Origin of the sequence: Providencia sp. PROV004 (assembly GCF_011045615.1) — a bacterium.
In the GTDB taxonomy this organism is placed as follows: domain Bacteria; phylum Pseudomonadota; class Gammaproteobacteria; order Enterobacterales; family Enterobacteriaceae; genus Providencia; species Providencia rettgeri.
Map to the genome: position 1 here is coordinate 2078471 of NZ_CP042859.1, position 13362 is coordinate 2091832.

Genomic DNA, 13362 nt, shown 5'->3' on the forward strand with positions numbered 1-13362 from the left:
CCATAGCTATTATAGCAAGTCGATACGGAAGTTATATGGAAATTTTATTTAGAAATAGGATAAATCATGCAGAAAATAACCAAATTAAAAAAAAACATAAAAAATTTTGTGGAGTCGGTATGATAGGGAAAGCAAATAAGCGCATATTTTAATCAATTAGAGTTAACGCATTCCCGAATGAATACACAAAATCAAGTTCAATTTATTGACATCAGCGATGACGAAGCTGGGCAACGTATCGATAACTTTTTGCTCACTAAACTTAAAGGTGTGCCAAAGAGTATGATTTATCGCATTATCCGCAAAGGGGAAGTGCGTGTTAACAAGGGGCGGATAAAGCCTGAATATAAATTAGTCGAAGGGGACCAAGTGCGCGTTCCTCCCGTTAGGGTTGCTGAGCGTGAAACCGCACCGGTTTCAGCCAAACTGGATAAAGTCGCTGCATTAGCGAATTGCATTTTATTTGAAGATGACGTTCTTTTAGTACTGAATAAACCATCGGGAACTGCTGTTCATGGTGGGAGTGGTTTAAGCTTTGGTGTTATTGAAGGTTTAAGAGCACTACGCCCAGAAGCGCGTTTCCTTGAGTTAGTTCATCGTCTTGATAGAGACACCTCAGGTATTTTATTGGTGGCTAAAAAGCGCTCAGCACTTCGAGCGTTACACGAACAATTGCGTTTGAAACAAATGCAAAAGGATTATTTAGCACTCGTAAGAGGCAACTGGCAGTCGCACATGAAAGTTATTCAAGCCCCTTTACTTAAAAACATTCTACAAAGTGGCGAGCGAGTCGTTAAAGTGAGCAGTGAAGGAAAACCGTCAGAGACGCGTTTTAAAGTGGAAGAACGGTTTGATAATGCAACTTTGGTAAAAGCGAGCCCTGTCACGGGGCGGACACATCAAATACGTGTTCATACACTTTATGCAGGGCATCCTATTGCATTTGATGACCGGTACGGTGACAAGCAATTTGATAGCCAACTGGCAGGGACAGGTTTAAATCGCTTATTTTTGCATGCGAGTGCATTGAAATTTACGCACCCTAAAACGGGTGAAGAGATGCGTTTGCAAGCCCCTTTAGATAACCAATTGAATCACTGCCTAAAAATATTACGTAGCCGTAAAGCAGAAAAGTAAGTCATTTGATTAACTGGCAGGTTTTCCCTGCCAGTATAAAGGATTAATTATCAAATAATGGGCTAACTTGGTGTGGACGTAACATTTCGAGTAATAAAATAAGCGGAAGCCCAACTAACGTATTGGGGTCACGCCCTTCTAAACGCTCAAATAAACTAATTCCTAGTCCTTCTGATTTAAAGCTCCCTGCGCATTGATAAGGTTCATCTTTAAGTAGGTAATTCGTTATTTCTGCATCAGATAGTTGCCTGAAATGAACGTGAAACAATTCACACTGCACATTAAATTTATCTGTTTCAGTATCAAGCAGGCATAGTCCAGTATAAAAAGTGACCTTATTACCTGACGCGGATTTAAGCTGCTGAAAAGCGTTTTCAAAATTATGTGGTTTCCCCATAATTTTATTATCAATAACACAAACTTGATCAGAGCCAATAATCAAGTGCTGAGAGTATTGAGCTGAGAGTGCGTTAGCCTTTGCATGAGATAAACGCATAACTAAAGCCTGAGCCGACTCATTCAAAATGGGGGACTCATCAATATTGGGGGCCACTGCTAAAAAAGGTAATCCCAGTTTTTTTAGTAGGGCTTGTCGGTAGGTTGAAGTTGACGCCAAAATAATCGATTTCATGATTTTTCTCGAAACTCGTAGCCAAAAGGGTTAACTCATTTTAAACTATAAAACGTAAAACCTACGGTTTTTTGGTGAAAAGGCGAGTTTACCCCGCCTTTTTCTTTGACTATAGCTCATTACAAAGTTAATATGCGCGCCTTATGCAAAAGGTAAAATTACCCCTGACTATCGATGCGCAGCGTGCAGCTCAGAAAAACCTCGACTATGTCGGGAGTTATACACCTGAGCAAGTTGCACGTCTTGCAGAATCAGTAGTCAGTGTAGACAGTGATGTAGAAACCGAATTATCATTTAATATTGATAAACAACGTCTCACGGTTATCGAAGGGAAATCCGATGTGGATCTCACCCTCCAATGCCAACGTTGCGGAAAAAATTTCAAGCATCATGCCTACGTATCGTATTGTTTTAGTCCTGTCGTCAATGACGAAAAGGCCGAAGCATTACCGGAGCTCTACGAACCGATTCAAATTGATGAATTTGGTGAAATAGATTTGCTGGGAATGATAGAAGATGAAATAATTCTATCCTTACCAGTTGTTCCGGTTCATGATTCTGAACACTGTGAAGTGTCCGAAGCGGACATGGTGTATGGTGAACTGCCTCCCGAGGCAGAAAAACCAAACCCATTTGCCGTATTAGCCAGTTTAAAGAAAAGTACTTAAGGAGTAAGGTCAATGGCCGTACAACAGAATAAACCAACTCGTTCAAAACGCGGTATGCGTCGTTCACATGATGCACTGACTGCTACCCTAGTTTCTGTAGATAAAACTTCCGGTGAAACTCACCTGCGTCACCATGTGACTGCAGATGGTTACTACCGTGGCCGTAAGGTTATCAACAAGTAATTTGTTGTTACCTTGGCTAATCTAACCATTGCGTTAGATGCTATGGGCGGGGATGTTGGTCCCCGCGTCACGGTGCCTGCTGCATTGCAGGCACTGGCATCTAATCCAGCACTCAAATTACTGCTTGTCGGTCAACCCGAAGCCATTCAACCTTTGCTTGCACACCAAAGTGCTGAGCAAATTTCGCGTGTCGAAATTATTCCTGCGGACGGTATTATCGCAAACGATGCAAAACCATCAAATGCGATAAGACAAAGCAAAGGAACCTCGATGCGAGTGGCCTTAGAGTTAGTGAAGACAGGGCAGGCACAAGCGTGCGTGAGTGCGGGGAATACGGGTGCGCTGATGGGGCTAGCAAAATTAATGCTAAAGTCTATAGAGGGGATTGAGCGCCCAGCGCTAATGACCATCTTACCTAATCAGCAAAAAAGCCAAACAGTTGTGCTAGATTTAGGCGCTAATGTTAACTGTAGTAGTGATATGCTAGTCCAATTTGCCGTAATGGGTTCCGTGATGGCAGAAGAAGTGGTTAACATTTCTAAACCGAGAGTCGCGTTACTGAATATTGGCGAAGAAGAGAGTAAAGGTCTGGATAATATCCGCGAAGCCGCCTCAGTATTAAAAGAAACATCATCAATTAATTACATTGGTTATGTAGAAGGTAACGAATTACTGACAGGTAAAACCGATGTGTTAGTGTGTGACGGCTTCGCAGGTAATGTCTCATTGAAGACGATGGAAGGCGTAATACGCGTCATCCTTTCATTGATAAAATCGACCGGTGATCAACATAAAAAAAGCAGTTGGTTTATGCAACTGGCGAAAAAATGGTTAAAAAAACGTTTAATGAAACGTTTTGGGGACATGAACCCCGACCAGTATAACGGTGCGACTCTGTTAGGATTAAAAGGTATTGTCATCAAGAGTCATGGTGCAGCGAATGAAGGCGCTTTCAAAGCGGCTATTGACCGCGCAGTACAAGCTGTTGAAAAACAAGTCCCAGAAAGAATAACAGCGCGACTAAATATTGTTTTACCCAGGAGTGATCAATAACCTATGGCTATGTACAGTAAAATCTTAGGAACAGGCAGCTACTTACCAGCACAAGTACGTACCAATGCTGATCTGGAAAAAATGGTTGATACTTCTGATGAGTGGATTGTAACACGCACTGGCATACATGAAAGAAGAATTGCCAACGAAGATGAAAGTGTCTCAGTGATGGGTTTTCAAGCTGCCAAAAATGCGTTAGACATGGCGCAAGTCGATGCAACTGACATTGGTTTGATTATCGTTGCAACCACATCAGCAACTCACGCTTTTCCTAGCGCTGCTTGCCAAATTCAACAGATGCTAGGTATTCAAGATTGTGCGGCATTCGATGTCGCAGCAGCATGTGCAGGTTTTACCTATGCGATTAGTATTGCTGATCAATTCGTCAAAACAGGTATGACCAAAAAAGCATTAGTTATTGGTGCTGATGCTTTATCTAAAACATTAGACCCAGCAGATCGTGGCACGATTATTTTATTTGGTGATGCGGCAGGGGCTGTTGTTATCGGCGAATCTGAAGAGCCGGGTATTATTTCGACGCATTTACATGCCGATGGCCGTTATGGGGATTTACTCACATTACCTAATCGTAGCCGTTGCTCTGAAGCCCCTGCCTATTTGACCATGACAGGTAATGAAGTCTTTAAAGTTGCAGTGCGCGAATTAGCACATATTGTTGATGAGACACTGGCACAAAGCGGTATAGCCAAAGAAGAACTTGATTGGTTGGTCCCACATCAAGCAAATTTAAGAATTATCTCTGCGACGGCGAAAAAATTAGATATGACAATGGATAAAGTCGTTGTCACATTAGACCGTCACGGTAATACTTCAGCAGCATCAGTTCCTACAGCGTTGGATGAAGCGGTGCGTGATGGTCGTATTCAGCGTGGTCAACTTGTGCTTTTAGAAGCCTTCGGTGGCGGTTTCACTTGGGGCTCTGCATTGGTTCGTTTTTAATTAACTGAGAAAATAGACATGACACAATTTGCTATGGTATTTCCCGGACAGGGTTCTCAGTCTTTAGGGATGTTAGCGGCATTGGCTGAAGAAAATCAGCTTGTTGAGCAAACATTCGCTGAAGCATCGGAAGCATTGGGTTACGATCTCTGGGCGTTAGTACAAAATGGGCCAGAAGAAGAATTAAACAAAACATGGCAAACACAGCCTGCTTTATTGGCAGCTTCTGTGGCTATTTTCCGTGTTTGGAAAGACAAAAATGGCGCGATGCCTACGATCATGGCGGGTCACAGCCTTGGTGAATATTCTGCTTTAGTTTGCGCGGGTGTTATCGACTTTAAACAAGCGATTAAACTGGTTGAATTGCGCGGAAAACTCATGCAAGAAGCCGTTCCTGAAGGCACTGGTGCGATGTATGCCATTATTGGTTTGGATAACGAATCAATTGAAAAAGCTTGCCAAGAAGCTTCTCAAGGCCAAGTTGTTTCACCGGTTAATTTTAACTCACCGGGCCAAGTCGTGATTGCGGGTGAAAAAGCCGCAGTTGAACGTGCGGGTATCGCATGTAAAGAAGCGGGGGCTAAACGTGCGTTGCCATTATCTGTTAGCGTCCCGTCTCATTGTGCATTAATGAAGCCAGCTGCTGATAAATTAGCCGAAGCGTTAGAAAAAATTGATTTTTGTGAGCCAGACTATCCAGTTATTAACAATGTTGATGTTAAAATTGAGAAATCGGCACAAAATATTCGTGATGCTTTAGTCCGTCAACTGTATAATCCAGTACGCTGGACGGAAACAGTAGAATTAATGGCAGATCAAGGTGTTGAACATCTTATTGAAGTAGGCCCAGGAAAAGTATTGACTGGTCTTACCAAGCGAATTGTCTCTAATTTAACTGCCGTCGCAGTCAATGATCCTGTATCATTAAGCACTGCTTTAGAAAATAGCTGAGGACGACATGGGCTTTGAAGGAAAAATTGCACTGGTAACAGGCGCGAGTCGTGGAATTGGTAAAGCTATTGCTTTAACATTAATTGCTCGTGGTGCTACCGTTATCGGAACAGCAACCAGCGAAAAAGGCGCAGAAGCCATTACCGCTTATCTTGATGGTAAAGGTAAAGGTTTAGCGTTAAACGTGACTGATGCAGCATCAATCGAAGAAACTTTGACCAAAATCCGTGAAGAATTTGGTGAAATTGATATTTTGATTAATAATGCAGGTATCACTCGTGATAACCTATTGATGCGTATGAAAGAAGATGAATGGCAAGATATTATTGACACCAATCTTTCATCCGTTTACCGTTTGTCTAAATCCGTTTTGCGTGCCATGATGAAAAAACGTTGTGGACGTATTATTTCAATTGCATCCGTTGTCGGTGTGATGGGAAATGCGGGGCAAACTAACTATGCAGCAGCGAAAGCAGGGTTAATTGGTTTTAGTAAATCATTGGCTCGTGAAGTCGCTTCTCGTGGTATCACTGTCAACGTCGTTGCACCTGGTTTTATCGAAACTGATATGACTAAAGCATTGACAGATGAACAGCGTGCAGGCATTTTATCTCAGGTTCCTGCGGATAGACTGGGTGATGCACAAGAAATTGCCAGTGCTGTAGCGTTTTTAGCTTCTGATGAAGCTGCTTACATCACAGGTGAAACATTGCATGTCAATGGTGGCATGTACATGATCTAAAGAAATGATGGAACTATTTGCATTATTAGTGTTATCTAACGCTAAATAATGCAAAATAATAGTTCCAACAGCCGGGATTGGGTTGTATCTTTTCCTGTATTTCATAAACTACGAAAACCATCGCGAAAGCGAGTTTTGATAGGAATTTTAATAGTATGAGCACTATCGAAGAACGCGTTAAGAAAATCATCGTTGAACAACTGGGTGTTAAAGAGGAAGAAGTTGTAAATACAGCTTCATTTGTTGATGACTTGGGCGCTGATTCTCTTGACACAGTTGAGCTGGTTATGGCTCTGGAAGAAGAGTTCGATTGCGAAATCCCTGACGAAGAAGCTGAAAAGATCACAACAGTACAGGCTGCGATTGACTACGTCGAGAACGCATCTAAATAATTGTACGAAAAACTTATCTAGGCGATCACTCGATCGCCTATGTTCCTTTTGTAACTTTTCCCTCCTTGGAGGAAATACGTGTCTAAGCGTCGTGTAGTCGTAACCGGACTGGGCATGTTATCTCCTGTCGGCAACACAGTTGAGTCATCATGGAAAGCTGTTTGTGACGGACAGAGTGGTATCAGCCTAATCGATCATTTTGATACTACTAACCACGCAACTAAATTTGCTGGCTTAGTAAAAGATTTCAATTACGAAGAATTTGGCATCTCCCGTAAAGATGCTAAGAAAATGGACCCATTTATCCAATATGGTATCGCCGCGGGCTTTCAAGCCTTTAAAGATGCTGGATTGGAAGTAACAGAAGCCAATGCTACTCGAATTGGTGCAGCGATTGGTTCTGGTATTGGTGGGTTAGGCTTAATTCAGGACAACTGTGAGTCATTACTGCACGGTGGACCTCGCAAGGTAAGCCCATTCTTCGTACCATCGACCATCATTAATATGGTGGCTGGTCATTTAAGCATTATGTACGGTTTCCGTGGCCCAAGTATTTCAATTGCAACAGCCTGTACATCAGGTGTGCATAATATTGGCCATGCAGCACGTATGATTGCTTACGGTGACGCCGATGTAATGGTTGCAGGCGGTGCTGAAAAAGCGACTACACCACTCGGTGTGGCCGGTTTTGGTGCAGCGCGTGCATTATCGACTCGCAACGATGACCCGCAAGCGGCAAGTCGCCCATGGGATAAAGACCGTGATGGTTTTGTTCTGGGAGATGGCGCAGGTATTATTATTCTTGAAGAATATGAACATGCGAAAGCGCGCGGTGCAAAAATTTATGCTGAAATTGCAGGGTTTGGGATGAGCAGTGATGCTTATCATATGACATCACCACCTGAAAATGGTGCGGGTGCTGCACTTGCGATGGAAAATGCACTGAAAGATGCAGGCATTAAAGCCAGTGACGTGGGGTATATCAATGCTCACGGTACTTCAACTCCTGCCGGTGATTTGGCAGAAGCACAAGCGGTTGTTAATGTATTTGGTGAAGGCACAGAGGTATTAGTTAGCTCAACCAAATCAATGACAGGTCACTTACTGGGTGCTGCGGGTGCTATTGAGTCAATTTTTACCATTTTGTCATTGTGCGATCAAATTGTACCGCCAACCATTAATCTGGATAACCCAGATGAAGCGTGCAAACTGGACTTTGTTCCAGGTGAAGCACGTAAAGTTGAGAACATGGAGTTCGCTCTGTGTAATTCATTTGGTTTTGGTGGCACCAACGGTTCATTAATTTTCCGTCGTTATCACGGCGAATAATTAATCTATTACCGTTATTAATTAGCCCTAGTCACGTAATGTGGCTGGGGCTTTATTTTGTCCAGTTCTTTGCACAGTTCTTCGCTTTAGTTTATGATAATCCCACTTGATTAATGTCTGATTTATCAGCTTTTATTATAAGTATTATCAATGTCATATTGGGTTAATGGGCAACTTTGCCAGCAAATAAGTGTTACTGATCGCGCAGTCTCTTTTGGGGACGGCTGTTTTACGACCATACATGGCGTTAATCAGCAAGCTAAAATGTTAAATGAGCATATTGCCCGGTTACAGCATGATAGCCAAAGATTAAAAATTGCACAGCCAGATTGGAAAAGCTTAGTAGACCATCTAAAGCAGATTTGTGCAGAGCAAACTCAAGATGAGTTTGTGATTAAAGTTATCCTAAGTCGTGGTGCAGGCGGTAGAGGATATAGCGCGAAAGGTTTTACCTCGCCGACGGTGATAGTCAGTGTTTCTCCCTTCCCAAATAATTATGTTCAGCTACAGTGTAAAGGGGCACGCCTCGTTCTCAGCCAAATTCCGTTAGCTCGTAACCCATTACTAGCAGGAATGAAACACCTCAACCGTCTGGAGCAAGTTCTTATCAAACAAGAGGTTGATGAACTTGATGCAGATGAAGCGATTGTGCTAGACACCGACGGTATTATTGTTGAATGTTGTAGTGCGAATGTTTTCTGGCGAGTTGGGCAAGTAGTATACACCCCAGTTTTATCTCATAGTGGGGTAAATGGATTAATGAGACAAAAGATCATATCACTACTAGAGGATAGCCAGTACCATCTTCAGCAGGTCGAACGCTTTGCTAACGTGTTAACTCATTGTGATGAAGTGATTATTTGTAATACGTTGATGCCAGTTTTACCAGTACAAAGCATTCAAATGAGTCAACAGTGTCCGCCATTGCAATTTGCGTCTCGTGAGTTGTTTGAGTATTTATTTTTGCGTTGCAAAATTTAGTTTTTATAAATGAATTAATTATTACCAACACACGCATTGAAATGGTCAATAAATGAAATTAGCCAAAAAAATCATTCTCATCGCCGTTACCTTGGCTGCTATTGTTGCAGTCGCTGTCTATTGGCAATACCGTCAGGTATTGAACTATGCCAAAACGCCTATCAGTATCACACAAGAAAAAATCTTCACAGTTCCTGCAGGAACTGGGCGTGTTGCATTTGAAGGGTTACTTATTGAAGATAAAATTCTTGAAAAAGGGAATGAATTCCAATGGTTGCTCAAGCTACGTCCTGAACTGGCTCAGCTAAAAGCGGGAACTTACCGCCTGCAACCGGGAATGAACGTTGAACAGCTCCTACAATTAATTGTGAGTGGTAAAGAAGCACAGTTTTCAATCCGTTTTATTGAAGGTAATCGCTTGAGTGATTGGGGTAATATTTTACGAGATGCGCCTTATTTAGAGCATAAAACCACCAACTTAACCCCGACAGAACTGCATGCGCTTATTGGGTTTAACGAGGAAGGTACTTTAGAAGGATGGTTGTATCCTGATACCTATTTATACACAGCGGGAACAACAGATGCTGAAATCCTGAAACGTGCTTATAAACGTATGCAAAACAGCCTTGATGAAGAGTGGAAAGGGCGAGATAGGGATTTACCCTATAAAAATGCCTATGAAATGCTTATTATGGCTTCGATTATTGAAAAAGAAACCGGTGTTGATAGTGAAAGGGCCCAAGTTGCTTCCGTGTTTGTTAACCGCCTAAAGAAAAATATGCGTTTGCAAACCGACCCAACCGTCATCTATGGGTTAGGCGACAAGTATCGCGGTAAAATTTATCGTAGTGATTTAGATAATTATACTCCGTACAATACTTATAAGATTGATGGTTTGCCACCCACACCGATTGCGATGCCAAGCCTTGCATCGTTAAAAGCTGCAGCACATCCAGCTAAAACGGATTACATATTCTTTGTCGCAGATGGTAAAGGTGGGCATACTTTTAGTCGTAATTTAAACGACCACAATCGTGCCGTTAAAGTTTACCGCCAATTTGAACAGCAAAACTGATAAAAATGAAAAACCAATTTATTGTTATTGAAGGTCTTGAAGGCGCTGGTAAAACGACAGCAATCAACACGGTTGTCGATACGTTGAACCAAGCCGGGATCACAGATATTGTATTCACTCGTGAGCCTGGGGGCACCCCACTGGCAGAAAAATTACGCGAGCTAGTAAAGCAAGGCATTGCGGGTGATAAGGTCACTGATAAGGCTGAGTTGCTCATGCTTTATGCTGCCCGTGTACAACTGGTTGAAACAGTGATTCGTCCTGCATTAGCGGCGGGCAAATGGGTGGTCGGTGACCGTCATGATTTATCTTCCCAAGCGTATCAGGGTGGTGGACGTGAAATTGACCGTCATTTGATGCAATCATTACGTGACTTAGTGTTGGGGGATTTCAAACCTTCATTAACGTTATACCTTGATTTACCACCTGAATTAGGTTTGCAGCGAGCAAGGTCTAGAGGTGAATTAGATAGAATTGAAAAAGAGTCGTTAGCATTTTTCGAAAGAACACGCCGCCGTTATCTTGAGTTGGCCGCGGGTGATGAAACGATACTCACTATTGATGCAAGCCAAAACATCGAGCAAGTGCAGCATGATATTGGCCAAACGTTGACCGAATGGCTAGCGCGTGCTTGATAAACCACATAAGGTATTAATCCCATGAATTGGTATCCTTGGTTAAATGAACCTTACCGACAAATCATTACTGCGTACCAAAGCGGTCGAGGCCACCACGCGTTACTGCTTCATTCAATGCCGGGAAATGGTGCGCAAGCGCTATGCTATGGAATTAGTCGTTGGCTTATTTGCCAAGAAAGAGACGGGCTAAAAAGCTGTGGACAATGCCACAGTTGCCGTTTGATGCTTGCAGGCAATCATCCTGATTATCATATTCTTGAGGTAGAGAAAGGAAAGTCGACTGTTAGTGTCGATGCGGTTAGGAAATTAATTGAAACCTTGAGTCGCCATGCCCAACAAAGTGGTAATAAAGTGGTGTATATTCCACAAGTTGAGGCATTGACAGATGCGGCAGCTAATGCGTTATTGAAAACATTGGAAGAGCCAGCAAAAGACACTTATTTTTTATTAGGAAGTGATAAACAAGAGGATTTGCTTGCAACTATTCGCAGCCGTTGTCTAAGTCATTTCTTACCTGCACCCGATTTACAAATAGCACTCTATTGGCTGCAAAAGCAAAAACCAGGTATTGCTACTGAAAATGCGATAACGGCATTAAAAATATGCCAAGGTGCACCGGTTTCTGCGCTAGCTTTATTGGACGAACAACGTTGGCAAAAACGTAATGCACTATGTCATAGTTTAAGCCATGCATTGCAAACGGGTGATATGTTGAGTTTGCTGCCTAGTTTGAATATCGATGAGGTGCCTGATGCCTTAAATTGGCTACTCAGCTTATTTGCGGATGCCATTAAAATTCAACAAGGTGCGGGGGCTTTTTGCATCAACCAAGATCAGCAGTCTCAAGTCCTACAATTAGCCGGTGCTATGAATCGTACTCAGTTAATAAATATGTATGATAAGTGGTTATATTGCCGTCATCAATTACTGACAGTTCCTGCATTGAATCAGGAACTGATTCTGACAAATCAATTATTACAATGGGAAGCTTCATTGGCTGTCCCTACATTTTAAAAAGAGTTAAATATGTTTGTTGTTGATTCACACTGTCATCTCGACTGTTTAGATTATGAAAAGTTACACACGAATGTCGATGATGTTATCGCAAAGGCCTCGGCTCGTGATGTTCGCTTCATGTTAGCGGTTGCAACGACGTTGCACGGTTTTGAAAGCATGAAGAAAATGATTGGCCTGCGTGACAATATCGCTTTTTCATGTGGTATTCATCCCCTTAATTTAGACGAGGGATATGATTTTGCACGACTAGCACAATTAGCGGCAGGAAACGAAGTCGTTGCGCTAGGAGAAACTGGGCTGGATTACTATTACCAGCAAGAAAATGCTGCACTACAACAAGAGTCTTTTCGTCAGCACATTCGTATCGGTCGTGAAGTGAATAAACCGGTTATTGTACATACTCGTGCGGCACGAGAAGATACGTTATCTATTTTACGCGAAGAAAACGTGATGGATTGTGGCGGGGTATTACACTGCTTTACTGAAGATAAAGATACGGCAGTGGAACTACTCGATTTGGGCATGTATATCTCATTTTCAGGGATCGTCACATTTCGCAATGCGGAACAAATTAGAGAAGCCGCCCGAGTTGTTCCTTTAGATCGCATTTTAGTCGAAACCGACTCGCCATACTTGGCACCAGTTCCTCATCGTGGTAGGGAAAACCAACCTGCGTACGTTCGGGATGTTATTGAGTACATGGCCGTGCTGAAGGGCGTTAGTGTTGAGCAGCTTGCTGAAATTACGACGCAAAACTTCAATCGTTTGTTTCATTTAAATGTTGGTACAAATAACGTATAAATTAGTTCACAAGAACGATTAAATGACTAAGGAAATTGAAATGGCAGAAGAAACGATTTTCAGTAAAATTATCCGTCGCGAGATCCCGGCAGATGTGGTTTACCAAGACGAACTTGTCACGGCATTTCGTGACATTTCACCACAAGCACCATCACATATTCTTATCATCCCTAATAAATTAATTCCGACTGTGAATGATGTTACTGCGGATGACGAACTAGCGTTAGGCCGTTTGTTTACTGTAGCGGCTAAAATTGCCAAAGAAGAAGGTATTGCAGAGAATGGTTACCGTTTAATCATGAACTGTAATGAACATTCAGGCCAAGAAGTGTTTCATATCCACATGCATCTAGTGGGTGGTCGCCCATTAGGCCCTCTATTGGCGAAATAATAAGGTATAGGGGTCGACGATGAACCGTATTGCATTACTTGCTTTGGTAACCGTGTTGCTAAGTGGTTGCGTATTTAAAAAGACACAAGGACTGGTTTTTAATGAGCAACAGCGCATCATTATGGAGCCAGCAGTACTTGCACAAGGGGTCATTGTCGAAAACCCAGTGATAGGTAATGAAAATCACCAAACTATCGCCACAATCAATATGAGTAATTCGCAATCTGAAGTGGTCAATATTGCTTATCGTTTATATTGGTATGATAAGCAAGGGTTAAAAGTAGACACTTCAAATATTATGCATCAGCAAATTGCGGCGAATTCTGTTGCGAAAGTTCGTGCCGTGACTTCCTCTCCACGTGCAACAAATGTACGTGTTCATGTATTTTTATCGCCAAAGGCCGGAGAATAAT

General features: G+C 42.4%; 17 protein-coding genes. 16 read left to right on the forward strand and 1 reads right to left on the reverse strand.

The annotated features are described in order from the left end of the window. Window positions 1-177 precede the first annotated feature (177 nt). On the forward strand, window positions 178-1137 hold the full coding sequence (gene rluC, locus FVA69_RS09115; protein ID WP_109911596.1) for a 23S rRNA pseudouridine(955/2504/2580) synthase RluC: 960 nt from the start codon (window positions 178-180) through the stop codon (window positions 1135-1137). Between the two features lie 43 nt (window positions 1138-1180). Here rluC and FVA69_RS09120 read toward each other — a convergent pair whose 3' ends face one another. Next, the gene (locus tag FVA69_RS09120; protein ID WP_164528739.1) at window positions 1181-1768 is read right to left on the reverse strand and encodes a Maf family protein; all 588 of its coding nucleotides are present in this window, start codon (window positions 1766-1768) and stop codon (window positions 1181-1183) included. 143 nt (window positions 1769-1911) lie between these two features. Between FVA69_RS09120 and yceD the strand changes: the two genes are divergently transcribed. The 15 genes from yceD to FVA69_RS09195 all read left to right on the forward strand — a co-directional run bounded on the left by yceD (window position 1912) and on the right by FVA69_RS09195 (window position 13361). Continuing rightward, window positions 1912-2436 carry a 23S rRNA accumulation protein YceD gene (yceD, locus tag FVA69_RS09125; RefSeq protein WP_004911841.1) on the forward strand — a complete coding sequence of 175 codons (525 nt, stop codon included), beginning with the start codon at window positions 1912-1914 and terminating at the stop codon, window positions 2434-2436. 12 nt (window positions 2437-2448) lie between these two features. Next, window positions 2449-2619: a 50S ribosomal protein L32 gene (rpmF, locus tag FVA69_RS09130; protein WP_004253223.1), complete on the forward strand. Its 171-nt coding sequence runs from the start codon at window positions 2449-2451 to the stop codon at window positions 2617-2619. 12 nt (window positions 2620-2631) lie between these two features. Then, window positions 2632-3672, forward strand: a complete 1041-nt coding sequence (plsX, locus tag FVA69_RS09135) for a phosphate acyltransferase PlsX (protein WP_004911832.1) — start codon at window positions 2632-2634, stop codon at window positions 3670-3672. Between the two features lie 9 nt (window positions 3673-3681). Continuing rightward, complete coding sequence (locus FVA69_RS09140; protein WP_164529340.1) at window positions 3682-4632, forward strand: beta-ketoacyl-ACP synthase III; 951 nt, start codon at window positions 3682-3684, stop codon at window positions 4630-4632. 18 nt (window positions 4633-4650) lie between these two features. Beyond that, the gene (fabD, locus tag FVA69_RS09145; protein WP_117162363.1) at window positions 4651-5583 is read left to right on the forward strand and encodes an ACP S-malonyltransferase; all 933 of its coding nucleotides are present in this window, start codon (window positions 4651-4653) and stop codon (window positions 5581-5583) included. 7 nt (window positions 5584-5590) lie between these two features. Further along, window positions 5591-6325, forward strand: coding sequence for a 3-oxoacyl-ACP reductase FabG (fabG, locus tag FVA69_RS09150; RefSeq protein ID WP_109911597.1), 735 nt, complete (start codon window positions 5591-5593; stop codon window positions 6323-6325). 155 nt (window positions 6326-6480) lie between these two features. Further along, window positions 6481-6717: an acyl carrier protein gene (gene acpP / locus FVA69_RS09155; protein ID WP_004253236.1), complete on the forward strand. Its 237-nt coding sequence runs from the start codon at window positions 6481-6483 to the stop codon at window positions 6715-6717. A 78-nt stretch (window positions 6718-6795) separates the two neighbouring features. Then, window positions 6796-8046: a beta-ketoacyl-ACP synthase II gene (gene fabF / locus FVA69_RS09160; protein WP_004911823.1), complete on the forward strand. Its 1251-nt coding sequence runs from the start codon at window positions 6796-6798 to the stop codon at window positions 8044-8046. Window positions 8047-8196: 150 nt separating this feature from the next. Beyond that, window positions 8197-9027, forward strand: coding sequence for an aminodeoxychorismate lyase (gene pabC, locus FVA69_RS09165; protein ID WP_109911598.1), 831 nt, complete (start codon window positions 8197-8199; stop codon window positions 9025-9027). A 52-nt stretch (window positions 9028-9079) separates the two neighbouring features. Continuing rightward, window positions 9080-10102 (forward strand): endolytic transglycosylase MltG, encoded by a 1023-nt coding sequence (mltG, locus tag FVA69_RS09170; RefSeq protein WP_004911817.1) that lies wholly within the window; start codon window positions 9080-9082, stop codon window positions 10100-10102. Window positions 10103-10107: 5 nt separating this feature from the next. Further along, complete coding sequence (tmk, locus tag FVA69_RS09175) at window positions 10108-10737, forward strand: dTMP kinase (protein ID WP_164528740.1); 630 nt, start codon at window positions 10108-10110, stop codon at window positions 10735-10737. A gap of 24 nt (window positions 10738-10761) precedes the next feature. After that, window positions 10762-11754, forward strand: coding sequence for a DNA polymerase III subunit delta' (gene holB, locus FVA69_RS09180; protein WP_004911812.1), 993 nt, complete (start codon window positions 10762-10764; stop codon window positions 11752-11754). A 12-nt stretch (window positions 11755-11766) separates the two neighbouring features. Then, window positions 11767-12558, forward strand: coding sequence for a metal-dependent hydrolase (locus FVA69_RS09185; protein WP_109911601.1), 792 nt, complete (start codon window positions 11767-11769; stop codon window positions 12556-12558). Between the two features lie 40 nt (window positions 12559-12598). Continuing rightward, complete coding sequence (gene hinT, locus FVA69_RS09190) at window positions 12599-12949, forward strand: purine nucleoside phosphoramidase (protein ID WP_004911802.1); 351 nt, start codon at window positions 12599-12601, stop codon at window positions 12947-12949. A gap of 19 nt (window positions 12950-12968) precedes the next feature. After that, window positions 12969-13361 (forward strand): YcfL family protein, encoded by a 393-nt coding sequence (locus FVA69_RS09195; protein ID WP_004911800.1) that lies wholly within the window; start codon window positions 12969-12971, stop codon window positions 13359-13361. The last annotated feature ends 1 nt before the right edge of the window (window position 13362 follow it).

Excerpts from the sequence above, each read along its gene's own strand:
- acpP (WP_004253236.1), top strand. The coding sequence starts at position 6,481 with ATGAGCACTATCGAAGAACGCGTTAAGAAAATCATCGTTGAACAACTG.
- hinT (WP_004911802.1), top strand. The coding sequence starts at position 12,599 with ATGGCAGAAGAAACGATTTTCAGTAAAATTATCCGTCGCGAGATCCCG.
- rluC (WP_109911596.1), top strand. The coding sequence starts at position 178 with ATGAATACACAAAATCAAGTTCAATTTATTGACATCAGCGATGACGAA.
- FVA69_RS09195 (WP_004911800.1), top strand. The coding sequence starts at position 12,969 with ATGAACCGTATTGCATTACTTGCTTTGGTAACCGTGTTGCTAAGTGGT.
- yceD (WP_004911841.1), top strand. The coding sequence starts at position 1,912 with ATGCAAAAGGTAAAATTACCCCTGACTATCGATGCGCAGCGTGCAGCT.
- mltG (WP_004911817.1), top strand. The coding sequence starts at position 9,080 with ATGAAATTAGCCAAAAAAATCATTCTCATCGCCGTTACCTTGGCTGCT.
- FVA69_RS09140 (WP_164529340.1), top strand. The coding sequence starts at position 3,682 with ATGTACAGTAAAATCTTAGGAACAGGCAGCTACTTACCAGCACAAGTA.
- pabC (WP_109911598.1), top strand. The coding sequence starts at position 8,197 with ATGTCATATTGGGTTAATGGGCAACTTTGCCAGCAAATAAGTGTTACT.
- fabG (WP_109911597.1), top strand. The coding sequence starts at position 5,591 with ATGGGCTTTGAAGGAAAAATTGCACTGGTAACAGGCGCGAGTCGTGGA.
- tmk (WP_164528740.1), top strand. The coding sequence starts at position 10,108 with ATGAAAAACCAATTTATTGTTATTGAAGGTCTTGAAGGCGCTGGTAAA.
- holB (WP_004911812.1), top strand. The coding sequence starts at position 10,762 with ATGAATTGGTATCCTTGGTTAAATGAACCTTACCGACAAATCATTACT.
- fabD (WP_117162363.1), top strand. The coding sequence starts at position 4,651 with ATGACACAATTTGCTATGGTATTTCCCGGACAGGGTTCTCAGTCTTTA.
- rpmF (WP_004253223.1), top strand. The coding sequence starts at position 2,449 with ATGGCCGTACAACAGAATAAACCAACTCGTTCAAAACGCGGTATGCGT.
- FVA69_RS09120 (WP_164528739.1), bottom strand. The coding sequence starts at position 1,768 with ATGAAATCGATTATTTTGGCGTCAACTTCAACCTACCGACAAGCCCTA.
- FVA69_RS09185 (WP_109911601.1), top strand. The coding sequence starts at position 11,767 with ATGTTTGTTGTTGATTCACACTGTCATCTCGACTGTTTAGATTATGAA.